Here is a 25,099-nt window from a genome sequence, read left to right as displayed (position 1 = left end):
ATTGTTGGGGCTCTGCTGCACGGTATTGGGCTCGCTCACGGGGATCACATCCGTTCCGGGGCTGAAACGCCGAGGAGTTCAAGTCCGTTGGCAAGTACCTGGCTCGTGGCGTCGTTGAGCCACAGCCGTGTGCGGTTGACGTCCTGGACCGGCTCGTCGCCGAGCGGTGAGACGCGGCAGGCGTCGTACCAGCGGTGGTAGGCACCGGCGATGACCTCGAGGTGGCGGGCCACACGATGCGGTTCGCGGAGCTCCGCAGCCTTGGCAACGATGGACGGGTAGCTGCCGAGGTAGGACAGCAGCTCGTTCTCGGTGGCGTGGTCCAACAGGGACGCGTCGAAGGCGCTGTGGTCGACGCCGGCCTCGATCGCGTTGCGTGCCGTGCCGCGGGAGCGGGCGTGCGCGTACTGGACGTAGAACACAGGGTTTTCGTTGCTGTTCTTCTTCAGCAGTTCCGGATCCAGCGTCAGTGGCGAATCGGCGGGGAAGCGCGCGAGCGAGTAACGCACGGCGTCCTTCCCGAGCCACTCGATAAGGTCCTTGAGCTCGATGATGTTGCCGGCACGCTTGGACAGCTTGGCGCCGTTGACGGAGACCAGCTGGCCGATCAGGACCTCGATGTTGACCTCGGGGTCGTCGCCCGCACACGCGGCGATGGCCTTGAGCCGGTTGATGTAGCCGTGGTGGTCGGCCCCGAGCAGGTAGATCTTCTCCGTGAAGCCGCGGTCCTTCTTCGACAGGTAGTACGCGGCGTCGGCGGCGAAATACGTGGGTTCGCCGTTGGCGCGGATCATCACGCGGTCCTTGTCATCGCCGAAGTCCGTGGTGCGCAGCCAGACTGCCCCGCCGTCGTCGAACACGTGGCCCTGCTCCCGGAGGCGGGCAACGGCGGATTCGATCGCACCGCCGTCGTGCAGTTCCTGCTCGGAGAAGAAGACATCGAAAGCCACGCCGAACCCGGCCAAGGTGTCCTTGATGTCCTTCATCTGGGCCTTGTAGGCGGCGGAACGGATCACGGGCAGTGCTGCCTCGTCGGTCAGCTCGCGGATTGCCGGATGGGCCGTGAGGACCTCGTCGCCGAGTTCCCGGATGTACTCACCCGGGTAGCCGCCCTCAGGAACACCGCGTCCGTGCAGGCGGGACAGCACCGAGTTCGCAAAAACGTTCATCTGCGAGCCGGCGTCGTTGATGTAGTACTCCGCGGTGACGTCCGCACCGGAGGCGCGGAGGACGCGGGCAATGGAATCGCCCAGGGCGGCCCAACGCGTGTGGCCGATGTGCAGCGGTCCCGTCGGGTTGGCCGAGACGAATTCCATGTTGACCACATGGCCTGCGAGCGCCTGGTTGGTTCCGTAGGAGCTTCCCGCCTCGACGATGACCTTGGCCAGCGCGCCGGCGGCGGCTGCATCCACGGTGATGTTGAGGAAGCCCGGGCCCGCGATGTCCACGGCTGTGACGCCGTCGATCGCTTCCAGTCGCTTGCCCAGGATCGTCGCGAACTCACGCGGGTTGGTCCCGGCATGCTTGGCAAGCTGCAAGGCAATGTTCGTGGCCCAGTCGCCGTGCTCCCGGTTCTTCGGTCGCTCCACGCGCACATCCTCGGGGAGGGCAGATTCGGAAAGCGCAAGCTCGCCGGCGGCGACAGCGTCTTTCAGGCAGGCGGATATGGCGGCTGAGAGTTCTTCGGGAGTCACCTGTCTAGCCTACCGGTGGGGCTTGCAAGTGGTGGAATTCTTATGCTTAGCAATGCGCACACGCGGGCACCAGCGCGCACCCAGCCGACGCCCAGCTTCGGCCAGTAGAGCTCCCAGACTGAACCGATAGGCTGAAATCAACGTCAATGGTGTGATCGGCCCACGGCCCGGAGCAATGTGCATTGACCCTTTTCGAGTCCAGTTGAAACGAGCAGAACCATGACCACGCCACTCCGCAAGGGCCTCCTGGTGGGCGCCGCCGGCCTCTCCCTGGCCAGTTCGGTGGCAGCTTGCGCCCCCTCGGCCCAAGGCAGCACCCCGCAAAAGACCTCCACGATCTCCGGCCCGTACAAGGACGGTACCTACAGCGCGGACGGTGACTACATTTCACCCAACGGCGGTGAAACCGTGGGCGTCAAGCTGACCTTGGCCGGTAACACCATTTCCGCGGTGGACATCACCGTCCATGCCAACAACACGAACACCAAGGAATTCCAGGGGCAGTTCAAGAACGGCATCGCCGCGCAGGTGGTCGGCAAGAAACTGGACGAGATCAACGTCTCAAAGGTCGCCGGCTCCTCGCTGACGAGCGAAGGGTTCAACAAGGCCGTGGAAACCATCAAGTCCGAGGCCAAGTAGGCGCATGACGCACACGGGCTGGAGCGTTTTCAGCTTCGACGGTATCGGGACCAGATGGGAAATCTCGACGCCGGAGGAACTCCCGGACGCGGTGCGCGCCAGCCTGCTCGGGGTCGTGGAGGACTACGACCGAAGCTATTCGCGTTTCCGGGACGACTCCCTGGTTGCAGCGCTCGCCCGTGAAGCCGGCACTGTCACCCTCCCGGCCGGGGCAGGAGAGCTGGAACAGCTATTCAAAAAACTGTACCGCCTCAGCAACGGCGCCATGACGCCGCTCATCGGCGGCAGCCTCGAGCGCCTGGGCTACGGTGCGGGCTATGCCTTGCGGCCCCTCGGCCACCCGGTGCCAGCGCCGCGTTGGGAAGACGTCCTCGAGTGGAACGGTACAGAGATCTCCGTTTCCGTTCCCGTGGTCCTTGACATCGGCGCTGCCGGGAAAGGCCAGCTGGTGGACCTTGCGGCTGCGGTCCTGCGCTCAGCGGAAATTACGGAGTTCCTTGTCGATGCCAGCGGCGACATGCTCCATTCCGGGGCGGAACCCTTGGGCGTGGCCCTCGAACACCCCTAGGACCCCACCCAGGCGATCGGCGTCGTCGAACTCCACGACGGCGCGCTGTGCGCTTCCGCAGCCAACCGCCGGGCGTGGGGCGACGGACTGCACCATGTCCTCGACGGGGCGACCGGTCGCCCGATAGAGACGGTAGTGGCCACGTGGACCATGGCTGTTACCGCAATGGAAGCCGATGCCCTGGCGACCGCGCTTTTCATGGTGGATCCGACGCTGCTTGAGGGAGAATTCGATTTCTCCTGGCTCCAGGTTTATTCGGACGGACATGCCGCCTATTCGGCCGGCTTCGAAGGGACACTGTTCTCATGATTGCCATCAAAGCGCGCGTGGATGCCTGGCTCGGGCGTTTCACGATGTACCGGCTGATCCTCTGGGTCCTTGCCGCGCTCGCGGCGGTACAGCCTGGTGTTGGACGCCTTGGGCTGGCTAAGCTTCGGGCTGCCTGAAATGCTGGTCCACCTCGTGCTGTGCCTGGGTCTGACGTACGCATCCAACCGGCTCGTGGCGAGGCTCTTCAAGGTCCAGCCGCATTCGGAGTCCTCGCTCATCACGGGCTTTCTGCTGTACTTCCTGTTCTGGCCCACCGAGCTGATTCCCTCGGTGCAGATCCTCGATCTCGCGGGGGTCGCCGTGGCATGCGTCCTGGCCTCGGCATCCAAATATGTCCTAGCCTTCCGCGGCCGGCACATTTTCAATCCCGCCGCGGCGGGCGCCTTCATCGCCGGGCTCACCGGTTTGAACATCGCCACTTGGTGGGCAGCAACCCCGGCCATGCTGTGGCTCCTGGTCCCCGGCGTGCTGCTGGTGCTCTACCGGACGCTGAAGGTGCTCATGGCCTGCGTTTTCGTCGTGGTTGCGCTGTCGGTGGTTTGCGCCATACTCCTCCGGGGCGGCATGACCTTCGGCTCCGCTGTGTGGCAACCGATCGCGCAGCAGCCGCTTCTCTTTTTCGTCGGCTTCATGCTCACCGAGCCCCTCACCCTGCCTCCCCGCCGATGGCAGCAAGTGGCACTGGCCGCCGTCGTGGCCCTGTTGTTTGCGGTGCCCTACAACCTGGCGGGCGTCGTCGCCAACTCGCCCGAGCTCGCGCTGCTCATCGGGAACCTCCTCGCCTTCCTCGTGGGACAGCGCGGCGGAATCATGCTGACGTACAGGGGTTCGCGTCCGCTGACGCCCTTCACCACCGAATTCCGTTTTGAGCCACGACGGCCCGTCCGTTTCCTCCCGGGGCAGTTCATGGAACTCAACCTTCCGCACTCGCGCTCGGACGGGAAGGGACGGCGACGGGTCTTCAGCATCACCAGCCCGCCGGACTCGCCCGAAATGACATTCGGCGTCGGCACGGCGGAACCAGTCTCCGCCGCCAAGCGCGCGTTGCTCGCGCTTGAGCCTGGAGAGTGCATCAGTGGAACAGCGGTGGGCGGCGACTTTGTGTTACCCCCCGACGCCGGCAAACCCGTGCTGCTCATCGCGGCGGGAATCGGGATTGCACCTTTCCTTTCCCAACTGGCGTCCAGCGACTCCGCACGACGGGACATCGTCGTGCTGTATCTCGCCCCCAGCGTCGCCGAACTTGCCGGGAGCGATGTCCTGGAGGCCTCGGGCGCACGGGTCATCGCCCGTCTTTCGGACGGTTCCCCACCGCCGTCGTTCATGCACGAAGCCGGGCGGAGCCGCATCGACGGCGACACCCTGCGGAAGCTCATCCCCGATGTCGCCAAGCGGGACGTGTACGTCTCCGGGTCCCCGGCGAACGTGGACACCCTTCGCTCCGCCGCCCGCCATGCCGGAGCCCGACGAATCCACGTGGACGCTTTCGCGGGCTACTGACGGCTCGCCCCCGCCCGTTTTCCATTGCGGCGCGGTGACCTGCTAAGCTCATGGACGTCCCTCCGGCAACGGACGGGAGCCCCGGATGCCCTCGTAGCTCAGGGGATAGAGCGTCTGCCTCCGGAGCAGAAGGCCGTAGGTTCGAATCCTATCGAGGGCACAAGAGAAAACCCCGCCAGTTCAAGGAACCGGCGGGGTTTTTCCTTGCCTGTCCGCGTTGCCGGGGACATGCCGCACCGGGCCCGCTAAAAAGTCGGTGGCCGCTCCTAAGCTGTTCGTACCCGTCCAACAGGTACGAAAGGGTTCGCCGTGATTTGTTCCATCATTCCTCCCTATATGCTGCGAAGGCTGGCGGCCCAGCACGAGCCCCGCCTGCGCGTGATTGCGCGCGCGGCCAAGGAATCCCTGCTGCACATCAAGAACCTCCAGGCGGTCCGGGCGCTTCCGGTGCCGGTCCCTGTGCCCACGGCGCGCCAGGCGAAGCCCGGCCCGCCCAAGCGGACCATCTACGACGCCGGCTCCACCGAGGCTTTGCCGGGGAAGCTTGTCCGCAAGGAGAAAGGTCCGGCGACGGGCGACGCTGCCGCCGATGAAGCCTACGACGGACTGGGCGAAACCCACGCGCTTTATGCCGAGGCGTTCAGCCGGAATTCGATCGACGGCGCCGGGCTGAAACTCGATGCCACTGTCCACTACGGCGAACTGTACGACAACGCCTTCTGGAACGGCAGCCAAATGGTCTTCGGTGATGGCGACGGCGAGATCTTCCAGAGGTTCACGAAGTCGCTCAGCGTGATAGGGCACGAGCTCGCCCACGGTGTCACCCAGTACACGGCAGCCCTCGCCTACCGGAACCAGGCCGGAGCCCTCAACGAGTCCATGTCGGATGTTTTCGGGGCACTGGTGGAGCAGTATGCCAAAAAGCAGTCTGCAGCCGAGGCCAGCTGGCTGATCGGCGAGGGTTTGTTCACCGACGCCGTCCAAGGCGCCGCCCTCCGATCCATGAAAGCACCAGGGACCGCGTATGACGACGACGTGCTCGGGAAGGATCCGCAACCGGACTCCATGGACAAGTACGTCCGCACCACCGCGGACAACGGCGGGGTCCACATCAACTCAGGCATCCCCAACCGGGCGTTCTCCCTTGTTGCCCAGGAGCTGGGCGGTAATGCCTGGGAGGCGCCGGGACAGATCTGGTACAACACGCTGAGCAGCGGCTCACTGCCTGCGACGTGCACCTTCGGACGCTTCGCAAAAGCCACAGTGGCGTCTGCAGAGGAGCTCTTCGGGGCCGGTTCGAACGAGCATGACGCAGTCCGCGAGGCGTGGGAAACTGTGAAGGTAAAGCTCTAGCAGCACCCTCCGGAGCAGTGGAAGCCGCAGAACATGAAAATCACTGTCCAGCGCAGCGGTGGCGTCGCCGCGATCACACGCGTCTGGACCGTGGATGCCGCCACTTCCGAAGACAAGAGACGCTGGATGCCGATCGTGGAGGCCTGCCCTTGGGACCAGGTGCCATCCCGCGCACTAGCGGCCGCGCAGGCAGCCGGGAGAGCGGCCGGGCAGGCCGACCGGTTCATGTATTCGATCCGCGCCGGACAACGCCGGGCCACGCTTCCGGAAACCGATGTCACCGGGCCATGGCACACCCTCGTGGAGAACGCCAAGGTAGAGGGACACGAGACCCTCCGCCGCTAGCCGACCTCCGCCAACTGGCCACGGAAAGCCCTGCGGTACGACTGCGGGCTCGTGTCCAGGACCTTGGCGAAGTGGTGCCGCAGCAGCACGGAATGTCCGAACCCGGCTTCGCGCGCAACCTCGTCGATGTTCAGCTCCGTGGTTTCCAGGAGTTCCTGTGCCCGGAGCACGCGCTGCGAGTTGAGCCACGCCGCCGGTGTGGCACCTGTTTCGGCCCGGAACCGGCGCGCGAAGGTCCGGGCGGACATGTGCAGCCGGGCGGCCAGTTCGTTGACGCTGTGGTCCCGATCGAGGTTCTCCACCATCCAGCGCAACAATGCCTCCATTGGCGCGGAGCCGCACGTGGGCATGGGCCGGTCGATGAACTGGGCCTGTCCGCCGTCGCGGTGCGGCGGAACCACCATGTCGCGGGCAATGGCAGCAGCAACGTGGGCGCCAAGCTCCACGCGAATCAGATGCAGGCAGGCGTCAATGCCGGCGGCCGTGCCGGCACTTGTGATGATCGTTCCGTCCTGGACGTAGAGCACATTTTCGTCCACGTGAATCTGCGGGTACCTGCTGGCGAGGTCCTGTGAATAATGCCAGTGCGTGGTGCAGCGGCGCCCGTCAAGGAGGCCTGCGCGGGCAAGCGCGTACGCCCCGGAACAAATTGACATGACCCACGCCCCGCGCGCGTGCGCCGCCCGTAGCGCAGCCAATACAGACTCCGGCACGTCCTCATCCCGTCCGTACGGAGCCATGATGACCAGGTCGGCATCGGCCGTGGCTTCCAGGCCCCGGCCGACGTGCATCGACAGCCCGGACTTCATCTTCACGTCTCCGGGGACCGGAGTGCAGACCCTGAAGTCAAAGCCGGGAACGCCGCTCCCACGGTCCGCGCGGTCAATGCCAAAGACCTCGCAGGCGGTCCCGAATTCGAAGATCGAGAAGTTGGGAACAACAATGATTGCCACCGTTTTCAACATAGATCCAGTGTGGCAGAAAATTGCCTAACTGGGTCGTTTCTGCCACTGTTTCTTGAGGTGCACCAGGACCACGATGGAGTCATGGAATTCATCGGAGTCTTGCTCTTCATCATCCTCATCATCACCGCCGCCGCTTCCATCTCCGCTGTCCTTAGGGACGGCCGCGGCCGGCTTCCCGACCGTTCCGAGCCCTGGACGGCGAGGGATCCGCCTAACAACTCATGCTGGACACTGCGCGCGTTCTAAGCACGGTGTGCCCCTGAACACGGACGACTTTTGTCCGCATCTTGGGCTAGATTCAATGCCATGATCCAGACGTCCGCCAGGCTGCTGCAATTGCTGTCCTTGCTGCAGGTCCGGCGTGAATGGACCGGCCCGGCATTGGCCAAGCGGATGGGTGTCACCGAGCGCACCGTCCGCCGGGACATCGACAAGCTCCGGAACCTCGGCTACCCCATCCACGCTTCGCCGGGCATAGCCGGCGGCTACCAGCTGGGCGCCGGGGCGCAGCTCCCGCCGTTGCTGCTCGACGACAATGAAGCACTCGCCGTCGCTCTGGGGCTCAACTCCGTGGCGGCGGGTCCGGTCGCCGGTATCGGCGAAGCGTCGGTTCGAGCCTTGGCCAAGCTCGAGCAGGTGCTGCCCGCGCGTCTCCGCCCGAAGTTCGCGATGCTCAAGGCCGCGGTCACCACGTTGCCCAGCAACGCGGCGTCGGTAGACCCCCAGCAACTCACCGTGGTCTCTGCGGCGATCGCGGACAAGCGACAACTCAGTTTCGACTATGTCAAGGCTGACGGCGACGCTGGCCGGCGTCTAGTGGAGCCATACCGGCTGGTGGACACCGGGCGGCGCTGGTACCTCGTCGCGTGGGATGTGGACCGGGAAGACTGGCGCACGTTCCGTGCCGACCGCATCGCCACGCTTCCGGCGGAACGGAAGAAGTATGTGCCGCGCCCCCTGCCGGCCAAGGACCTCGCGGACTACGTCCAGCGCTCCGTGACCCGCTCGCCGTACCGTTACGACGTCGTCGTGCGCCTCCACGCCCCCATCGGCGAGGTGGCCGCCGTCGTCGGTCCGCAGCTCGCGAGCTTGAGCGACGACGGCGGGAACGCCACCCTGCTCCGTGCCGGCTGGGACAGCCTGGCGCAGCCGGCGGCGCACCTCGCAGCGCTGGACATGGACTTTGAGATCATCTCCCCGGAGGAATTCAAGGAGTACGCCCGCACCATGGCCGGGCGATTGGAAAAAGCCGCCGGGAAGCACGCACTGCAAGGCGACGCGCCGCCACAGTAGACTGTCAGCAGCCATGACACTTCAAATTTCCTACCCCGCAGAGCTGCCCGTCTCCGAGCGCCGCGAGGACTTGATGGCGGCCATCGCCGCAAACCAAGTGACCATCATCGCCGGCGAAACCGGTTCCGGCAAGACAACCCAGATCCCCAAAATGTGCCTGGAACTCGGCCTCGGGGACAAGGGCTTGATCGGCCACACCCAGCCGCGCCGCCTTGCCGCGCGTACCGTTGCCGAACGCATCGCCTTCGAAATGGGCGTGGAGATAGGCCAGGAAGTGGGCTTCCAGGTCCGTTTCACCGGCGAAGTCAGCAGGGCTACCAAAATCAAGCTGATGACCGACGGCATCCTGTTGGCCGAGATCCAGCGGGACAAGCTCCTGCGCAAGTACAGCGCCATCATCATCGACGAGGCACACGAGCGCAGCCTCAACATCGACTTCATCCTGGGCTACCTCAAGCGGATCCTGCCGCAAAGGCCGGACCTGAAGGTCATCATCACCTCGGCCACCATCGATCCCCAGCGTTTCGCGAAGCATTTCGGCAGCGAAGACGAACCTGCGCCTATCATCGAGGTCTCGGGCAGGACCTACCCGGTGGAAATCCGCTACCGTCCGCTGTCCCAACCAGCCGGCGGCAGTGCCTCCGGCGAAGATGAGGACGCTTCCGACGACGAGCTTGAGGAGGACCGCGATCCCCTCGACGCCGTGTGCGACGCCGTCGACGAGCTCGCCCTTGAGGCTCCGGGAGACATCCTGGTGTTCTTCTCCGGCGAGCGCGAAATCCGCGACGCGGCGGAAGCCCTGAACGGCCGGATCCAAGCCAACCGCAGGCTGGCGGGCACGGAGGTCCTCCCGTTGTTTGCCCGTTTGAGCCTGCAGGAGCAGCACAGGGTCTTCAACCCGGGCGGCAAACGGCGGATCATCCTTGCCACCAACGTCGCGGAAACTTCCCTGACGGTGCCGGGCATCAAATACGTCATCGACACCGGCACGGCCCGCATCTCGCGTTACTCGCACCGCACCAAAGTGCAACGGCTGCCGATCGAACGTGTTTCGCAGGCATCGGCAAGCCAGCGTTCCGGCCGCTGCGGTCGCGTGTCCGAGGGTATCGCCATCCGGCTCTATTCCGAGGAAGACTTCGAGTCCCGCCCACCGTTCACTGATCCGGAGATCCTGAGGACCAACCTTGCCGCGGTCATCCTGCAGATGACCGCCATGGGCGTTGCCCGCGGCCCCAAGGACGTCGAGAACTTCCCCTTTGTTGAGCCGCCGGACTCCCGTGCCATCAACGACGGCGTCACGCTGCTGCGCGAACTCGGCGCCCTCAGCGCCGCGCGCACGGGCGACGGCGGCGCTCCCCCGGCCATCGACGGCGGCAACGCGCGCACGGGGGGCGGCGCAGAAAACCGGGGCGGCCTGACCGCCGTCGGGCAGAAATTGGCCCAACTCCCGGTCGACCCCCGGCTCGGCAGGATGATTGTGGAAGCCGGAAAGCGCGGCTGCGTCAAGGAAGTCATGATCCTGGCAGCTGCCTTGACCATCCAGGATCCGCGCGAGCGCCCGAGCGATAAGCAACAGCTTGCCGCCGAGAAGCACGCGCGCTTCCGGGACGAGAACTCGGACTTCACCGGATTCCTGAATCTGTGGAACTACATCCAGGAAAAGCAACAGGAGCTCTCCTCCACGCAGTTCCGCCGGCTGTGCAGGAACGAGTTCATCAACTACCTGCGCGTCCGCGAATGGCAGGATCTCTTCCAACAATTGCGCCAGCTCGCCAAGCCGCTGGGAATCACCATCGACAACAAGCGCGAGGCCGACCCCGTAGGCAACAACGAGGGAATCCACATCAGCCTGCTCTCGGGGCTACTGAGCCACATCGGCATGCTGGATGAACGCAAGCGCGAATACGCCGGAGCACGAGGCAGCCGATTCGCCATCTTCCCGGGCTCGGCGCTGTTCAAGAAGTCGCCCGCTTTCGTGATGGCCGCGGAATTGGTTGAAACAAGCCGGCTCTGGGCCCGGGTCGCGGCGAAATTCGATCCCTTGTGGGCCGAGCAAGTTGCACCCGATCTCGTGAAGCGCTCCTACAGCGAACCCCACTGGTCCACCCGGACGGGCTTGGTCATGGCGCACGAGAAGGTGATGCTCTACGGAGTTCCCATCATCCCGAACCGCCGCATCAACTACGGCAGGATCGACCCCGAGCTCTGCCGCGAACTCTTCATCCGGCATGCCCTGGTAGAAGGCGACTGGAAGACCCACCACAAATTCTTCCACCGCAACCGCGCCTTGCTCCACGAGATCGAGGAACTCGAGACGCGGATGCGCCGCCGGGACATCCTGGTGGATGACCACACGTTGTTCGAGTTCTACGACGCCAGGATCGGCAAGGACGTGGTTTCCGAACGCCACTTCGACAAATGGTGGAAGGAAGCCCGCCAGCAGGACCCCACCTTGTTGGACTTCGACCAATCGCTGCTCATCAGCGAGGACGCCGAAGCGCTGGACGATTCCGCCTACCCGAAAACCTGGCTGCACAAGGGCTTTGAGCTGCCCCTGAGCTACGAGTTCCATCCGGTAGCTCCCGGTTCCCCGCCCAATCCCTCGGACGGCGTCACAGCCGAGGTTCCCGTGCTGTTCCTCAACCAGCTCGACGACGCCGCCTTCCGATGGCAGATACCCGGCCAGCGGGTGGAGCTCGTTACCGCCTTGATCAAGTCGCTGCCCAAACAGATCCGCAAGAACTTCGTGCCGGCCCCGGACGTGGCCCGGCGAGCGGCTGCTGCCTTGGAAACCGACTTCGATCCCGCCACGGACGATCTTGAAACCTCGCTCGAGCTGGTGCTGCGCCGTATCCGGGGACACATCATTCCTCCGGGATCGTGGAATTGGGACGCTGTGCCGGCGCACCTCCGCGTCAGCTTCAAGGTAGTGGACAGCCGCGGCAAGGTGCTCGACGAAGGCAAGGACCTCGCCGCACTCCAGGAACAGCTTGCCCCGGCTACCCGCCGGGCCATCGCCGAATCCCTCGGGGCAACACCGGCGACGACGGCACGCGCCAACGGTCCGAAGGGCGCCCCAAATGCCGGCGGTACCGGATCAAGCGGCGGAAACGGCCGCGGCGGGACGACCCAGCAGTCCGCCGGTTTCCTGTCCGAGCAAACCGGGCTGACCGAGTGGACTTTCGGAGCTATCGAACGCCAAGTGACGCGCACGGTGAAGGGGCACGATGTCACGGGCTTTCCCGCTCTCGTGGATGAGGGAAAATCCGTTGCGTTGCGCGTGTTCCAGACCCGGGCGGAGCAGGAACCGGCAATGCGCGGCGGCGTTATCCGGCTGCTCGCCCTGCGCGTTCCCGCCCCGGACCGCTACGTCCTGGAACATCTGAACAACACGGAGAAGTTGACGTTCAGCCAGAACCCTCACGGCTCGGTGAGCGCCTTGATCGCGGACTGCGTCCTGGCGGCCGTCGACAAGCTGACTCCGGCCGAACTTCCTTGGGACAAGGCGGCGTTCGATGCCCTGTACGAACTGGTCCGCGCGGAACTGATCGACACCGTCTTCACGGTGACCGCCGTCGTCGAACGCATTTTGGGGAGCACCCGGCGGATAGAGAAGCAACTCAAGGGCAGCACGAGCCTCGCCTTGATCAGCGCGCTCAACGACATGAAGAGCCAGCTGGAGCAGCTCGTGTTCCCCGGTTTTGTGGCACGGACGGGCTACGCCCAATTGAGCCAGCTGCCCCGGTATCTGGCCGGAATCGAGAAGCGCCTCGAAAAGCTCCCGAACAATGTCCAGCGCGACGGGCTGAACATGTCGGTAGTTCAGGCGTTGGAAGACGACTACGACGACGCCGTCTCCGCGCTGCTGCCGGGCCGACGGGCAGGAGCTGAGTTAACACGGGTGCGCTGGATGATCGAGGAGCTGCGCGTGAGCCTTTTCGCCGTCGAGCTCGGCACGGCCTACTCCGTCTCGGAAAAGCGCATCCGGACGGTTCTCAACCAGGCGCTGGCACCCGCGTAACCGGGGCGCCGACGCTCGCTCACCTATACACGCCTTCCCCCCGACGCTCGCTCACCTATACACGCCTTCCCCCGACGCTCGCTCACCTATACCGCCGCATTCTGCGGTCGTCAAGTTTTTGAGACATTTTCGTTGTTTGTTTTGGTTAGGCGGCCAGGGGTTCCTGGACGCTGGTGTGGTGGTTTGCGTGGGCGGTGGCTGGCGGGATGCCGCCGGCCCGTCGGTTGGGTCGGCGGCGGTTGTACCAGCCCTCGATGTAGTCCATCACGGCGGTCCGTGCGGTGAGCCTGGAACCGAAGCGGTGGTGGTGGTAGAACTCGGTCTTGAGGTGTGAGAAGAAGTTCTCGGCGACCGCGTTGTCCCAGCACACCCCCACCTTGCCCATGGACTGGGTGACCTCGTTCTGGGCGCACCATCGTTGGAATTCCTCCGAGGTGTACTGGGTGCCCCGGTCGGAGTGGAAGACGACTGGGCCGCCGATGAGGTGGCCGTGGTTCCGGGCCATCCGCAGGGCCGCGGTGCACAGGCTGGCGCGCATGTGTTCGGCCATGGCCCAGCCGATGACCATCCCGGAGAACAGGTCGATGACCGTGGCCAGGTAGAGCCAGCCCTCGCCGGTGCGCAGGTAGGTGATGTCCCCGACCAGCCGGGTCCCGGGCACCGCGGAGGTGAAGTCGCGCCTGCCCTGGTCATCGAGCATGTGGTTCTGGATGTGGGCGGTCTTGGCCTGCGGGTCCTGGAGCGTGGTCTTTTTCCAGGCCTGGGTGCGGATGGCCCGCAGGCCGTGCTCGCGCATGATGGCCCCCACGGTCGGGGCGGAGACCTTGGTCCCGGCCGCGTTCAGGAGCCGGGTCAGCTGGTCCCGCCCGGCACGCCCGGACTCCTTCGTGTAGAGCTTGGTGACCGCGGTGACCAGCTCCCCGTGCCGCACGGTGCGCGGTGAAGGGCCGGCAGGTTTGCGCCACCGGTAATAGGAGGCCCGGGAGACGTTCAATTTCCGGCATAGCCACACCACGGGATGGTTGGCCTTCTCCGCTTCGATGAACTCGTAGAAATCCTCTACTTTTGCTTCGCGGCAAAGAAGGCGCTGACTTTTCCCAGGAACTCGACCTCGGCCTTCAACCTGGCGTTTTCGGCCAGCGCTTTCTGGTGTTCATCCCACGCCACCGGCCCCCGGTCCTCGGGCTGGGCAGGGGTGTCCGGTTGCTTGTCCCGGGACTTGTGTACCCAGTTTCCCAGCGTGCTTTCCTTCACCCCGATCTCCTGCGCGATCTGCTTCACCGGCCGGTCCGAAGACAAAACCAGTCGAACCGATTCCTCCCGGAACGCGGCGTCGTATGTCTTTCTGCGGGTGGTCATCTGAAACTGAGGCTCCCATCAAGCTGTCTCACAAAACCATACGGCCGCATTCCTGCCAGAGGTGAGCGAGCGTTTGAGAAAAACACCACATAGGTGAGCGAGCGTTTGAGAAAAACACCACATAGGTGAGCGAGCGTCACCCCGGAACCGGGTCGCCGGACCGCAAGGGTGCTGCCACTTCGGCGGCTTCTCCGGGCCTCAATCCGCCGGAACGAACTCTCGGTGCCCGGCGGCGACGAGGCCGGCGCGGAGTTTCGCCGCGTTCGCGTCGAGCCGCGCAGGGTCCGGGTTGTGCTCTACGGTTCCGAAGTCGAAATCGGCCAGGGAGGTTGCCGGGAAGACGTGCACGTGGAAGTGCTCCACTTCGAATCCCACTACGGAGAGGCCTGCCCGTGGTGCGCCAAACGCCTCCACTTGTGCCTTGCCGATTGTCTGCGCGACGGACATGACTTTGTTGAGGAGCTCAGGGGGGACGTCGGTCCAGCGGTCCACCTCTTGGCGCGGCACCACGAGCGTGTGGCCGTCTGTAAGCGGGGCGATGGTCAGGAAGCCGACGACGTCGTCGTCCTTCCAGACAAAACGTCCGGGAATCTCGCCGTTGATGATCTTGGTAAACAGGGTGCTCATACGTCTGCCTTTTCCGAAGCGGGCTGAAGGGTCTTGGTATCGAGGACGAAACGGTATTTGACGTCGCCGGCAACCATGCGGTCGTAGGCTTCGTTGAGTTGCCGGGCAGTAACGACTTCGACGTCGCTTACTACGCCGTGCTCGGCACAGAAGTCCAGCATTTCCTGGGTCTCGGCAATACCGCCGATCAACGAGCCTGCATAGGAGAGGCGGCGCCGGATCAGCGCGCCGGGGCTGACGGGGGGCATGTCCGTGGGAGGGAGCCCCAATTGGAAGAGGGCCCCGTTCAGCCGCAAGGTGCGAAAGTACGGGTTGAGGTCATGGGGGGCCGCCACAGTGTCGATAATGACGTCGATGGTGCGGTTGGCGCCTTCCATTGCCTCGGGATCCTTCGAGAGGATCACGTCGTCGGCGCCAAGTTCTATTGCCGCCTCGAACTTGGCCTCCGAGGTGGTGAAGACCACTACGTGCGCCCCCATGGCCTTCGCAATCTTGACCGCCATGTGGCCCAGCCCGCCGAGTCCGACGACGCCTACGACGTCACCCTCCTCGACGTCGAAGTAGCGCAGCGGCGAGTAGGTCGTGATACCCGCGCAGAGCAACGGCGCCGCCGCTGCAGGGTCAAGGCCCTCTGGCACCCGGAGCACGAAGCGGCGGTCAACCACCACCGAGGTGGAGTACCCGCCCTGGGTGATGGAGTTGCCGTTCCGCGCGTCCTTCACCCCATAGGTGCCGACGTTTCCGCGTTCGCAATACTGCTCCAGGCCTTCGAGGCAGCTGCCGCACTCGCGGCAGGAGTCCACCATGCAGCCGACGCCCACCAGGTCTCCCGGCGCGAAGTCGTCGACGGCGGAGCCAACGCTGCGGACCCGGCCCACGATTTCGTGGCCGGGGACCAGCGGATAGTCCTGGGCCCCCCATTCGCCCCGTGTCGCGTGGACATCGGAGTGGCAGAGGCCGCAGAAATCGATCTCGATCTCGACGTCGTCTTCCTTGGGAACGCGGCGGGCCACGGTCAGCGGGACAAGACCGCTGTCCGCAGAAGTGGCGCCGTATGCGGCCGCCAGTGTCGGCGTGCCGTGCGCACCGGGTGTTGATGGCGCGCCGGGTGTTGATGAGGCGGCCTCCGCTGTCTCGTCAGCCACGACGAGCGGCTTGCCAAGGGGTGGAGGAACGGGGCGTCCGGGAGTCATGCCTCGACGCTACCCCTGCGGGCTGATTTATTGCCACTCTGCGCTGCCACGCCCTCCGGCTTCGCTTCGGCCATGGTTCACTGACCCGCAGATCCCAGCGGCGCTGCTCCAGTGAGCACCTGGTTGGAGTCGAGCGAGGACCACTGCGAAAAGGAGCCCGGGAAGAGTGCCGCCCTGAATCCGGCGATTTCCAGGGCAGCGATCTCGTGGGCTGCCGTTACGCCGGAGCCGCAGTAAACCGCTACCTTGCTGCCCTCGTCGATGCCCAGGGCCGCAAATCTATTGCGGAGCTGGGCTGCGCGGAGGAACGTGCCGTCCGGTCCGAGGTTTCCGGCTGTGGGGGCGCTCAGCGCGCCGGGAATGTGTCCCGCGCGGGGATCAATGGGTTCGATTTCGCCGCGGTAGCGCTCCCCGGCCCGGGCATCGAGAAGAATTCCGTGGTTGTGCCACTCCGCTGCCTCGTCCATGGTGATCGCATCCATGTGGCCGTGTCCCAGCACCACATCGCCAGGAACCGGCGGCTGCTCGTCCTGCGCCAACGGGTGGCCGGCCGCGCGCCAGGCCCCCAATCCGCCGTCGAGCAGGAAGACGGAGTGGAAACCGGCGTCCCGAAGCAGCCACCACAACCGCGCCGCGGCGGTGCTGCCGCTGTCGTCGTACGCAACCACGGTATCGCCGTCGTTGATGCCCCAGGCCCGGGCGCTCCGCTGCAGCGCAGCGGTGGGCGGCAACGGGTGCCTGCCCCGGCCCTCGGCCGATGGATCGGCGAGTTCGTTGTGCAGGTCCACATAGACCGCGCCGGGAATGTGGGCCTGGCGGAAGTGCGAATGGCCGTGCGGATCGCCCAACACCCACCGAACGTCGAGCAAAACAGTCCGCTTACCCGCGTCCATGCGGTCCTTGAGCGAGGCTACGTCAATGATCGTGGCCATCAAATCTCCTTCGTTTCGCTGTGTCTACCAAACGACGTGGAAGCTGCCGCCGTGCAGCTGCCAACCGGCTACCAGCCTATCCTTGGGCGGCCGTCGCCGCCGGTAGGCTGGATCGGTGAGCACTCTACGCAACCAGGACCGGGCATGGGCCAGCGAGGCAATCCGACGCATCGAAGCCGAGAATAACCGCTCGGCGGACACGCACCTCTACGCGGTGCCACTCCCGGAACACTGGGGTGTCCAGCTCTACCTCAAGGACGAGTCCACGCACCGTTCGGGCAGCCTCAAGCATCGCTTGGCCCGCTCGCTCTTCCTCTACGGCCTGGTCAACGGCTGGATCACGGAAGGGACCACCATTGTTGAGGCTTCCAGCGGGAGTACCGCTGTGTCCGAGGCGTACTTCGCCAGGCTGATCGGGCTTCCGTTCATCGCCGTGATGACCCGCACTACCAGCCCCGAAAAGATCGCCCTCATCGAAGAGTTCGGTGGCGCCTGCCTCCTCGTGGACCACGCCTCGGAGGTCTATGCGATGGCCGAGGAGGTTGCCCGGACTTCCGGCGGTTACTACATGGACCAATTCACTTTTGCTGAGCGCGCCACCGACTGGCGGGGCAACAACAACATCGCGGAATCGATCTTCGAGCAGCTGGCCCTCGAAGAGCATCCGGTGCCCGAGTGGATCGTGGTGGGCGCCGGCACCGGCGGAACCAGCGCCACCATCGGCCGGTACTTGCGGTACCACTGCCACTCGACCCGGCTGGCAGTGGTCGATCCCGAAAATTCCGCGTTCTATCCCGGATGGCGCGACGGCGTCCCGGACTACTCGACGGGCATGCCCTCCAGGATCGAAGGCATCGGACGGCCGCGCATGGAGCCCAGCTTCGTCCCGGCCGTCATCGACACCATGATCCAGGTTCCCGATGCGGCCTCGGTGGCCGCTATGCGGCACCTCCGCAGGCTGGCCGGGCTGCACGCCGGGCCTTCCACGGGAACCAACCTGTGGGGCGTTTGCCAACTGATTGCCGAGATGGTGGCCCAGGGAAAGCGCGGCAGCATTGTGTCGCTCATGTGCGACGCCGGCGATCGCTACGCGGGGAGCTACTACAACCCGGACTGGCTAGCCGAGCGTGGACTGGATCCGGCCCCGTACGAGGCCGTGCTGGCTGACTTCTTCGAGACAGGCATCTGGCCGCCCAGGATGTAGGCGCCCGCGGCGGACTGAGCTAGACCTCCACCGATTCCCGCGGCGACAACCTGGCATAGCTGGTACCGTACTTCGCGCCGATCCTGGTCACATGGGCCTCCACCAATCCGCGTCCCAGTTCGTTGAGCAGGCCATCGTGGACCGGATAGGCCTTGGGCGCGCGGACCGCGATCACGAAGTCAACCACCTCGCCCACTTTTGACCACGGCGCATGGATTGGCACCAGCAGGGTTTGTACGGCGATGCCATCAGGGACAACGAACGAGTCCCCCGGGTGGAAGACGTTTTCGTCCACGAGGTAGCCGATGTTGGCCACGACCGGAATCTGCGGGTGGATGAGGGCATGTTGGCCTCCGAAGGAACGAATCGCGAAGCCCCCCGCTTCAAAGGACGTCCCGGGTTCGACGGCGTGTACCCGATCGCCGCCGTCGCCCGCCTTCACGGCCAGCTGGGAAGCGACTCCCGAGGGTGCGTGCACCTGCAGTCCGGGGTTTCCCTTGAGGGCCCCGACGACGGCGTCCGCGTCAACGTGGTCAGCGTGCTCATGGGTGATCAGCACCGCGTGGGCGCCGGCGAGGGCTTCCTCGGACTCGGAAAAAGTCCCGGGGTCGATCACGAGGACCTGGCTGTCCTTTTGCAGGCGGACACAAGCGTGGGTGAACTTGGTGAGCTTCATGCAGCCAGCCTAGGGCGGGCCTCCAATGGTGTCCACGAACCGACGTCGGAGCGTGGCCTGCTGGTAACGTTGGTATTTGCGAACATCCACATCGAAATGAGTCCACGAATGTCACAGGGCGCCCATGCCGCCACGTCCGGGCCCGCAGCCCGGTCGCTTCCGGATGCGAAGGATCCCGCCGTCAAGGAGCAGCGCGTCACCAAGCAACGCCTTGCGGTCAGCGCCGCCCTGGACGAACTTGACGACTTCGTGAGCACGCAGGAACTGTACCGGCTGCTCCAGAACCAGGGCGTTTCGGTGTCGCTGGCAACGGCGTACCGCATTCTGCAGTCGCTTGCCGACGACGGCCTTATCGATGTGCTGAGAAATGCCGATGGCGAAGCCGTCTACCGCCGCTGTGCCGTCACGGGCCACCACCACCACCTGCTGTGCCGCAATTGCGGCAAGGCCGTCGAAGTGGAAGCTCCAGCCGTCGAGACGTGGGCGGCCCGGGTGGCTGCCGAGAACGGCTACACCGAAGTGGCGCACACGGTGGAGATTTTCGGTCTCTGCCCTGAGTGCACTGCTAAGAAGGCTGCGGGCCTGCTCTAGCCGGCTACCGCCTGGTCCTGGACGGCCTGGCCCACGGCGGCGTGGGGACGGACGATCCTGCCGTTGATTCCCCGTTTGGCCCGTACGTTGCCGATGATCCGGCACACCACATAGATCAGGAACGACAAAGTGGTGACATACGGGCTGATCGGAATCCGGCTGCCGAGCGCCAGGAGAATTCCACCCACTGTGGCGGTAATCGCAAAAACCACGCTCAACAAGACCACGAGCCGCGGCGAAGTAGTCACCCGCAGGGCAGCAGCCGCGGGCGTGATCAACAATGCCAGGACCAGAAGCGCGCCGACTATCTGGATGGACAGGGCAACGCTGACGCCGAGCAACACCATGAAGGCAATCGCCAAGCCACGGACAGGCACTCCCCTGGCTTCCGCCATCTCGGGGTCCACGCTCGCGAAGCTGAGCGGGCGCCAAATTGCGGCCAGTGCGAGCATGACCACCACAGCCGTGCCTGCCAGGACCTGGAGCTGGACAGTATCCACCGAAACGATCTGGCCGGTCAGTAGCCCGAACTTGTTGGCAGCCCGGCCCTGGTAGAGGGCCAGGAACAAGATGCCAAGGCCCAGCCCGAACGGCATGATGACGCCAATGATCGAGTTCTTGTCCCGCGCCCGGACGCCCATGAGTCCCAGAAGCAGCGCAGCCGCGACGGATCCCGCGAGCGAACCTAAAATGATGTCCGCCCCGATGAGCAGGGCGAAGGAGGCACCGGCGAAGGACAACTCCGAAATGCCGTGCACCGCGAAGGCGAGGTCCCGCTTCATGACGAAAGTGCCGATGAGCCCGCCGAGCAGGCCTAGGACTGCACCGGCCCAGATGGAATTCTGGACGAGCGCCAGCAGTTCGCCATAGTTTTCAAAGTTGAAGATGGTGTGCAGGATGCTTCCGAGATCCATTTAGTGACCTTCCTCCACACCCGCGTGGGCGTCATCGTGGTAGTGGGTCGTCGCGTCCGGAAGCCCGACGACGACGATCCTGCCGTTCGCGCGGATGACCTCAACGCGGCTGTTGTACAGCTCGGACAGGACCTCGGTGGTCATGACCTCCTCCGGTGTTCCGACCCGGAACCTGCCGCCTGCAAGGTAGAGAACCCGGTCGACGTAGTCGATGACCGGGTTGATCTCGTGGGTCACGAACACGACGGCGCTGTTCCGCTCGTGGCATTGCTGGTTGATGAGGGCACTCACGGCCTGCTGGTGGTGCAGGTCCAAGGACAGCAGCGGTTCGTCACAGAGCAGGAGTTCAGGCGCCGCGGCAAGGGCTTGCGCAACACGGAGCCGCTGTTGCTCGCCGCCGGACAATTGGCCAAGCGGCACGCGGGCGTAGTCGCTCGCCCCCACCAAGTCCAGGAGCGAGTCGACGCGTTCATTGACGGCTTTGGCCTTGATCCGCAGGCCCCAGCGGTGGCCGTCGACGCCGAGGGCAACCAGGTCCCTGGCACGCAAGGGCGTATCCGGAGCAAAGGACTTCTGCTGCGGAATGTAGCCGATCTTCCGGCTGCCACGTTCCACGGGACGTCCGGCCACGGTCACCGTCCCCGAGTGAAGCTGCTGCAAACCGAGGAGGACTTTGAGGAAGCTGGTCTTGCCGCTGCCGTTGGGGCCGAGCACAGCGAAGAACTCACCCGCCTGGATGTCCACGTCGAGGTCCTTCCAGAGGGCCCGTTGGCCAAACTGGAGGCCCGCGCCGCGAAGGCTCACTACCGGTGTCAAAAAGATTCCTCGATCCATGGGGTTCGCGAAGCGATGGTGCTGGTGGCCTGCTCTTGGATGAATAGAGAGGGCCCCGCAGCCGCCCTGTATATCTTAGGACGATTGCGGGGCCGGTCTGTTCTTATTTTCCGGCGCCGTTTACTTGTTCAGGGCAGCGGCAACGTTGCCCACATTGTCCGTCATCCAGGCGATGTAGTCCTTGCCCTCGGGAAGTGTCTCGGTGAAACCGATCACCGGAACACCGGCGGCGGTTGCGGCGGCCTTCAGCTTTTCCGTCTCGGCGCTTGCAGTCTGTTCGTTGTACGCCACGAAGCGAACGGACTTCGACGAAATCAGATCGCTCGTTTCTTTGACTGCTGCCGGGGGAACGTCCGAGCCGACCTCAATGGCGTGGCTGAATTCCTCCGGCGTCTTGTTCTCCAAGCCTGCAGCTTCAAGCAAATACCCGGGAACAGGCTCCGTGATGGCGACCGGAGCGGAACCCTTGGATGACTTGATTTCAGCGACTTTTGCGCTGAGTCCGGTCAGCGAGGACTTGAACTTGTCGGCGTTGGCAGTAAAGGTCCTGGCATCGGCCGCATTCAGGCTTCCAAGCTTCGCAGCGACGGCGTCGGCCACTTTCGCCATGGCGTCGAAATTATACCAGACGTGCTCGTTGAACCCTTCCGGCACCGCTGAGGCGGATGTGCTGCTCGTCGCCGCGGGAAGGAGCCCCGAAACGTTGACCGCAGTGATCGTCTTGTCCGCAGCCACCTTGCTGTCATCGGCCAGCTTGCTGAAGAAGTCGTCGTAGCCCGCGCCGTTGTCGATCACCAATTGGGCTTTGGAGACGGCCAGTTTGTCCTGGGTGCTTGCCTCGTAGGAGTGCGGATCCTGGCTGGTCTTGTTGATGATGGACGTGACAGACACCTTGTCACCGCCGACGCTCTTGGCGATGTCGCCGTACACGCTGGTGGAGGCGACGACGTCGATCACTCCGGAGGACGACGACGGCGCCGTCGCGGCGGGTGCCGAGCATGCGGCAAGCAGGACGGCAACGGCCGCGCACGCAGCAGGCACTGCGGCAAGGGAAAGACGGGCGGCGGTACGGCGCACGGGAAACCTCGGATCTACCGAATCAAGCACAACAGGGGGACTCAAATGAGTGTACCCACAAATGGGAATGATTCCTATTTAGAATTCCAGCCGGGTCCTGCCGGCCCCTTGGGGCCGGCAGGAGGCTACGCTGACTCGGGTCCGCCCAGCCGCCGGATTCCCCTGGCCTGGGTGGCGTCACGGATCTCGCCCACAAGCTGCTCGATAACGTCCTCCAGGAACAACACTCCCAGGGTCGCGCCGCCGGTCCCCACGACACGGCCCAAGTGCGAGCCGGTCCGCTGCATCACTGCCATGGCATCTTCAATTTCGTCCTCGGGTGCGAGGTTCACGAGGGACCGGATCCGGCTTTCCGCGATCGGATAGCGGCGTCCTTCCTCGGGGATGGACAGCACATCCTTGATGTGCAGGTAACCGGTCAACTCGCCGTCGTCGTCCAACACGGGGAAGCGGGAGAAACCGGTGCGGCTGACCGCCTTCTCGAGTTGCCGCGGCGTAGAGCCGGGCTTGAGCGTTACCAGTTTGTCCAGCGGCACCATGATGTGCGCCGCGGTGTGCTCGGAAAATTCCAAAGCGCCGCTCAGCAAGCCGGCGTCGTCGTCAACGAGCCCGTGGCGGGTCGATTCCTGCACGATCGACTGCACTTCTTCGAGCGTGAAGGAGGAGGTCACCTCGTCCTTGGGCTCGATTTTCATCAGTCGAAGGATGCGGTTTGCCAGCCAGTTCAGAGTCCAGATGACGGGCTTCACGAAACGGGCCACGTGGACCAATGGCGGCGCCAGCAGCAACGCGGCCTTGTCTGCGACCGAAACAGAGATGTTCTTGGGTACCATCTCGCCAAAGGTCACATGCAGGAAGGTGACCGCAAGCAAGGCAACCGCAAAAGCGATAACGTCTGCCAACTCAACAGGGACACCTACGGACTCCAGCGGCGCCCCCAGCAAATGGTGGATGGCAGGCTCGGCCACGAGGAGAATCAGCAAGGAACACACGGTGATGCCGAGCTGGGCACACGCCAACATCAGCGAGACGTGTTCCATCGCGTACAGAGTCGTCTGCGCGCGTTTGGAACCGCGTTGGGCCAAAGGCTCAATCTGGCTGCGGCGTGCGGACATCACGGCAAACTCCGCGCCGACAAAGAAGGCGTTGCCGATCAACAGCACCACGAGCCACAGGATTCCTACCCAGTCGCTCATGCGGCACGTCCTTTGCGACTGGTTTTGGCCATGGGGTTGCCAACGGTATCGCCTGCCGAACCGCCGGAGCCCTTACTCAACCGTTTGCCCGCCTGCTTCCTGCTTTGCCATCCGCTCGAATCGCTTTGGGTAGCGCCTTTATCGTCGTCGCCGTCATCGTCGGTGTCGGGCGCCGTGGGGTGGAAGCAAATGCGGTCGATCCGGCGACCGTCCATACGGGTGACGGCCAAGGTGCCGCCTCCGGCCTCCACGACGTCGCCTACCAACGCGATCCGTCCAAGTTGGCTCATGACGTAACCACCCACGGTCTCGTAGGCGGGGTCGTCGGGAACCGTGAGGCCCGGGATCTGCTCGCTGACCTCGTCCGGGCGCAAGAGTCCAGGGAAATACCAGTCCCCCGAGGCGCTCTGCAGCAGTCCAGGACGGACTTTGTCGTGCTCATCCGCAACTTCGCCGACGATTTCCTCCACCAGGTCCTCAAGGGTCGCGATCCCCGCGGTTCCGCCGTACTCGTCAAGCACGACCGCGAGTTGCAGGTTGCCCTCGCGAAGTTCCAAAAGCAGAGCGTCAAGGTGGATGGTCTCGGGAACGCTGAGGACCTCGGACATGATTGCTCCGGCTTCCAGCCGGCTCCTGCGTTCCGACGGGACGGACACGGCTTTCTTGATGTGCACCACGCCCCGGATGTCATCGGCCGATTCGCCGATGACCGGGAAGCGCGAATATCCGGTCCGCCGCGCCGCTTCGATGATGTCCGATACCGGCTGGTCGGCGTCGATGGTTTCCATGCGGATGCGGGGCGTCATGACGTCCGCCGCCGTACGTGCCGAGAAGTTCAGGGTCCGGGCAACAAAGTTGGCCGTGCCGGCGTCGAGGGTTCCCAGCTCTGCTGAACGGCGCACGAGGGAGGCCAGTTCAGAAGGCGAGCGGGCACCCGAGATCTCTTCTTTGGCCTCGAGTCCCACGAGGTTGAGCACCTTGTTCGAGAAACCATTAAGCACAACGATTGCGGGCTTGAACACGGCTGTGAACATCAGTTGCGGGCGGGCCAACGCCCGGCCCAGCGGGAATGCCAAGGCCAGGGCCATGTTCTTCGGGACGAGTTCGCCGATCAGCATCGACAAAACGGTGGCGAAGGTCATGGCCAGGATGAGTGACAAGGACTGCGCAGCGGCCTCAGGCAGCCCGGCCCAAAGCAGCGGTCCGTGCAGGAGGGAGCCGACGGATGGCTCCATGACGAAGCCGGTCAACAAGGTGGTGAGGGTGATCCCCAATTGGCAGCTAGAGAGCTGGGTGGAGAGGGATTTCAGGCATTTGAGCAACGCCGCGGCGGCATGGTCGCCGCCGTCGACCGCTCTTTGGACCGTTGACTGGTCCAGCGCCACGAGCGAAAATTCGACCGCGACAAAGAAGCCGGTACCCAGAATAAGGAGCACGCCGGCCAGAAGGAAAAGCCACTCCATCAGAGGCCGCCGGATGGTGCAAGCGGCTGGAGCAGGGCGCCAGGAAGACTAATGGCTGGTTGACCCGGCGGAGGTTGGTCGGACGCTGCGGAAGAACTATCCGCCGGCCTGCCGGCCTGGAGCTCCGGGGTGCGATGGGCATGTGTACGGGCATTGCCGGCTCTGTGGGCGCGTTGCTCGGAGATAGCCGAACGGCTTCCCCTGCAGCTCCCAGGCCGGCACCTAGAATTACTGTCCATAAGAATTCAAGTCTACAGTCCGGCCGCGGCGCGGCTTCACGCGACTTCACCGGCCGGGTTCGAGATCTGCGGCGCTAAAACGGCAG

20 protein-coding genes, 1 tRNA gene and 2 pseudogenes are annotated in these 25,099 nt (G+C 64.5%); 11 read left to right on the top strand and 12 right to left on the bottom strand.

The window, feature by feature from the left end:
• Positions 1-44: 44 nt before the first annotated feature.
• Complete coding sequence (gene argS, locus ACSVHC_RS18475; RefSeq protein WP_437770766.1) at positions 45-1,694, bottom strand: arginine--tRNA ligase; 1,650 nt, start codon at positions 1,692-1,694, stop codon at positions 45-47.
• Positions 1,695-1,913: 219 nt separating this feature from the next.
• Here argS and ACSVHC_RS18470 point away from each other — a divergent pair, with 219 nt between their 5' ends.
• From ACSVHC_RS18470 to ACSVHC_RS18445, 6 genes and pseudogenes are all read left to right on the top strand, one after another.
• Positions 1,914-2,333 (top strand): FMN-binding protein, encoded by a 420-nt coding sequence (locus ACSVHC_RS18470; protein ID WP_437770767.1) that lies wholly within the window; start codon positions 1,914-1,916, stop codon positions 2,331-2,333.
• Positions 2,334-2,337: 4 nt separating this feature from the next.
• Positions 2,338-3,210 (top strand): annotated as a pseudogene (locus tag ACSVHC_RS18465) (FAD:protein FMN transferase).
• A pseudogene (locus tag ACSVHC_RS18460) lies at positions 3,207-4,731 on the top strand (FAD-dependent oxidoreductase). Before ACSVHC_RS18465 ends, ACSVHC_RS18460 begins: the two co-directional pseudogenes overlap by 4 nt.
• Before the next feature lie 87 nt (positions 4,732-4,818).
• Positions 4,819-4,891 (top strand) — tRNA-Arg (locus ACSVHC_RS18455).
• 176 nt (positions 4,892-5,067) lie between these two features.
• On the top strand, positions 5,068-6,084 hold the full coding sequence (locus ACSVHC_RS18450; protein ID WP_437770770.1) for a M4 family metallopeptidase: 1,017 nt from the start codon (positions 5,068-5,070) through the stop codon (positions 6,082-6,084).
• Between the two features lie 33 nt (positions 6,085-6,117).
• Positions 6,118-6,429, top strand: a complete 312-nt coding sequence (locus ACSVHC_RS18445) for a protealysin inhibitor emfourin (protein ID WP_437770771.1) — start codon at positions 6,118-6,120, stop codon at positions 6,427-6,429.
• On the opposite strand, the gene ACSVHC_RS18440 is transcribed toward ACSVHC_RS18445, so the two are convergent.
• Positions 6,426-7,394, bottom strand: a complete 969-nt coding sequence (locus ACSVHC_RS18440; RefSeq protein WP_439181195.1) for a GlxA family transcriptional regulator — start codon at positions 7,392-7,394, stop codon at positions 6,426-6,428. The two genes, ACSVHC_RS18445 and ACSVHC_RS18440, sit on opposite strands and share 4 nt — an antisense overlap.
• Before the next feature lie 81 nt (positions 7,395-7,475).
• Between ACSVHC_RS18440 and ACSVHC_RS18435 the strand changes: the two genes are divergently transcribed.
• From ACSVHC_RS18435 to hrpA, 3 genes are read left to right on the top strand one after another with little or no spacing between them, the layout of a single operon-like run.
• Positions 7,476-7,640, top strand: coding sequence for a hypothetical protein (locus tag ACSVHC_RS18435; RefSeq protein WP_439181194.1), 165 nt, complete (start codon positions 7,476-7,478; stop codon positions 7,638-7,640).
• Positions 7,641-7,700: 60 nt separating this feature from the next.
• Entirely contained in the window at positions 7,701-8,687 is a 987-nt protein-coding gene (locus ACSVHC_RS18430; protein ID WP_437770773.1) for a helix-turn-helix transcriptional regulator, read from the top strand.
• 13 nt (positions 8,688-8,700) lie between these two features.
• Positions 8,701-12,708, top strand: a complete 4,008-nt coding sequence (gene hrpA, locus ACSVHC_RS18425; RefSeq protein WP_437770774.1) for an ATP-dependent RNA helicase HrpA — start codon at positions 8,701-8,703, stop codon at positions 12,706-12,708.
• Positions 12,709-12,853: 145 nt separating this feature from the next.
• On the opposite strand, the gene ACSVHC_RS18420 is transcribed toward hrpA, so the two are convergent.
• From ACSVHC_RS18420 to ACSVHC_RS18405, 4 genes are all read right to left on the bottom strand, one after another.
• Positions 12,854-14,067, bottom strand: a protein-coding gene (locus ACSVHC_RS18420; protein WP_437771182.1) for an IS3 family transposase whose coding sequence is annotated in 2 segments (ribosomal slippage) — positions 12,854-13,806 and positions 13,806-14,067 — 1,215 coding nt in all. Because the reading frame shifts where the segments join, the coding sequence is not laid out codon by codon here.
• A 198-nt stretch (positions 14,068-14,265) separates the two neighbouring features.
• The gene (locus ACSVHC_RS18415; protein WP_437770775.1) at positions 14,266-14,694 is read right to left on the bottom strand and encodes an HIT family protein; all 429 of its coding nucleotides are present in this window, start codon (positions 14,692-14,694) and stop codon (positions 14,266-14,268) included.
• Positions 14,691-15,887: an NAD(P)-dependent alcohol dehydrogenase gene (locus ACSVHC_RS18410; RefSeq protein WP_437770776.1), complete on the bottom strand. Its 1,197-nt coding sequence runs from the start codon at positions 15,885-15,887 to the stop codon at positions 14,691-14,693. Before ACSVHC_RS18410 ends, ACSVHC_RS18415 begins: the two co-directional genes overlap by 4 nt.
• Positions 15,888-15,964: 77 nt before the next feature.
• Entirely contained in the window at positions 15,965-16,819 is an 855-nt protein-coding gene (locus tag ACSVHC_RS18405) for a sulfurtransferase (protein ID WP_437770777.1), read from the bottom strand.
• Between the two features lie 115 nt (positions 16,820-16,934).
• Between ACSVHC_RS18405 and cds1 the strand changes: the two genes are divergently transcribed.
• Positions 16,935-18,023, top strand: a complete 1,089-nt coding sequence (gene cds1 / locus ACSVHC_RS18400; RefSeq protein WP_437770778.1) for an L-cysteine desulfhydrase Cds1 — start codon at positions 16,935-16,937, stop codon at positions 18,021-18,023.
• Positions 18,024-18,042: 19 nt separating this feature from the next.
• Here the strand turns inward: cds1 and ACSVHC_RS18395 are convergent, their stop codons facing one another.
• Positions 18,043-18,699, bottom strand: a complete 657-nt coding sequence (locus ACSVHC_RS18395) for an MBL fold metallo-hydrolase (protein ID WP_437770779.1) — start codon at positions 18,697-18,699, stop codon at positions 18,043-18,045.
• A gap of 108 nt (positions 18,700-18,807) precedes the next feature.
• Between ACSVHC_RS18395 and ACSVHC_RS18390 the strand changes: the two genes are divergently transcribed.
• The gene (locus ACSVHC_RS18390; protein WP_437770780.1) at positions 18,808-19,290 is read left to right on the top strand and encodes a Fur family transcriptional regulator; all 483 of its coding nucleotides are present in this window, start codon (positions 18,808-18,810) and stop codon (positions 19,288-19,290) included.
• Here the strand turns inward: ACSVHC_RS18390 and ACSVHC_RS18385 are convergent.
• The 5 genes from ACSVHC_RS18385 to ACSVHC_RS18365 all read right to left on the bottom strand — a co-directional run bounded on the left by ACSVHC_RS18385 (position 19,287) and on the right by ACSVHC_RS18365 (position 24,774).
• Positions 19,287-20,204, bottom strand: coding sequence for a metal ABC transporter permease (locus ACSVHC_RS18385; protein WP_437770781.1), 918 nt, complete (start codon positions 20,202-20,204; stop codon positions 19,287-19,289). The two genes, ACSVHC_RS18390 and ACSVHC_RS18385, sit on opposite strands and share 4 nt — an antisense overlap.
• Positions 20,205-21,038 carry a metal ABC transporter ATP-binding protein gene (locus tag ACSVHC_RS18380; protein WP_437770782.1) on the bottom strand — a complete coding sequence of 278 codons (834 nt, stop codon included), beginning with the start codon at positions 21,036-21,038 and terminating at the stop codon, positions 20,205-20,207.
• 120 nt (positions 21,039-21,158) lie between these two features.
• The gene (locus tag ACSVHC_RS18375) at positions 21,159-22,115 is read right to left on the bottom strand and encodes a metal ABC transporter solute-binding protein, Zn/Mn family (RefSeq protein WP_437770783.1); all 957 of its coding nucleotides are present in this window, start codon (positions 22,113-22,115) and stop codon (positions 21,159-21,161) included.
• A 125-nt stretch (positions 22,116-22,240) separates the two neighbouring features.
• Entirely contained in the window at positions 22,241-23,311 is a 1,071-nt protein-coding gene (locus ACSVHC_RS18370) for a hemolysin family protein (protein ID WP_345452788.1), read from the bottom strand.
• Positions 23,308-24,774, bottom strand: coding sequence for a hemolysin family protein (locus ACSVHC_RS18365; protein ID WP_437770784.1), 1,467 nt, complete (start codon positions 24,772-24,774; stop codon positions 23,308-23,310). The genes ACSVHC_RS18370 and ACSVHC_RS18365 overlap by 4 nt, the downstream gene beginning before the upstream one ends.
• Between the last annotated feature and the right edge of the window lie 325 nt (positions 24,775-25,099).

Origin of the sequence: Arthrobacter sp. KNU-44 (assembly GCF_051843155.1) — a bacterium.
Classification (GTDB): domain Bacteria; phylum Actinomycetota; class Actinomycetes; order Actinomycetales; family Micrococcaceae; genus Arthrobacter.
This window is presented reverse-complemented; position numbering and strand designations above follow the sequence as displayed.

Excerpts from the sequence above, each read along its gene's own strand:
- ACSVHC_RS18450 (WP_437770770.1), top strand. The coding sequence starts at position 5,068 with ATGCTGCGAAGGCTGGCGGCCCAGCACGAGCCCCGCCTGCGCGTGATT.
- ACSVHC_RS18395 (WP_437770779.1), bottom strand. The coding sequence starts at position 18,699 with ATGAAGCTCACCAAGTTCACCCACGCTTGTGTCCGCCTGCAAAAGGAC.
- ACSVHC_RS18405 (WP_437770777.1), bottom strand. The coding sequence starts at position 16,819 with ATGGCCACGATCATTGACGTAGCCTCGCTCAAGGACCGCATGGACGCG.
- ACSVHC_RS18435 (WP_439181194.1), top strand. The coding sequence starts at position 7,476 with ATGGAATTCATCGGAGTCTTGCTCTTCATCATCCTCATCATCACCGCC.
- ACSVHC_RS18415 (WP_437770775.1), bottom strand. The coding sequence starts at position 14,694 with ATGAGCACCCTGTTTACCAAGATCATCAACGGCGAGATTCCCGGACGT.
- ACSVHC_RS18365 (WP_437770784.1), bottom strand. The coding sequence starts at position 24,774 with ATGGAGTGGCTTTTCCTTCTGGCCGGCGTGCTCCTTATTCTGGGTACC.
- ACSVHC_RS18440 (WP_439181195.1), bottom strand. The coding sequence starts at position 7,394 with ATGTTGAAAACGGTGGCAATCATTGTTGTTCCCAACTTCTCGATCTTC.
- ACSVHC_RS18380 (WP_437770782.1), bottom strand. The coding sequence starts at position 21,038 with ATGGATCGAGGAATCTTTTTGACACCGGTAGTGAGCCTTCGCGGCGCG.
- ACSVHC_RS18410 (WP_437770776.1), bottom strand. The coding sequence starts at position 15,887 with ATGACTCCCGGACGCCCCGTTCCTCCACCCCTTGGCAAGCCGCTCGTC.
- ACSVHC_RS18445 (WP_437770771.1), top strand. The coding sequence starts at position 6,118 with ATGAAAATCACTGTCCAGCGCAGCGGTGGCGTCGCCGCGATCACACGC.
- ACSVHC_RS18370 (WP_345452788.1), bottom strand. The coding sequence starts at position 23,311 with ATGAGCGACTGGGTAGGAATCCTGTGGCTCGTGGTGCTGTTGATCGGC.
- ACSVHC_RS18385 (WP_437770781.1), bottom strand. The coding sequence starts at position 20,204 with ATGGATCTCGGAAGCATCCTGCACACCATCTTCAACTTTGAAAACTAT.
- ACSVHC_RS18390 (WP_437770780.1), top strand. The coding sequence starts at position 18,808 with ATGTCACAGGGCGCCCATGCCGCCACGTCCGGGCCCGCAGCCCGGTCG.
- ACSVHC_RS18430 (WP_437770773.1), top strand. The coding sequence starts at position 7,701 with ATGATCCAGACGTCCGCCAGGCTGCTGCAATTGCTGTCCTTGCTGCAG.
- ACSVHC_RS18470 (WP_437770767.1), top strand. The coding sequence starts at position 1,914 with ATGACCACGCCACTCCGCAAGGGCCTCCTGGTGGGCGCCGCCGGCCTC.
- hrpA (WP_437770774.1), top strand. The coding sequence starts at position 8,701 with ATGACACTTCAAATTTCCTACCCCGCAGAGCTGCCCGTCTCCGAGCGC.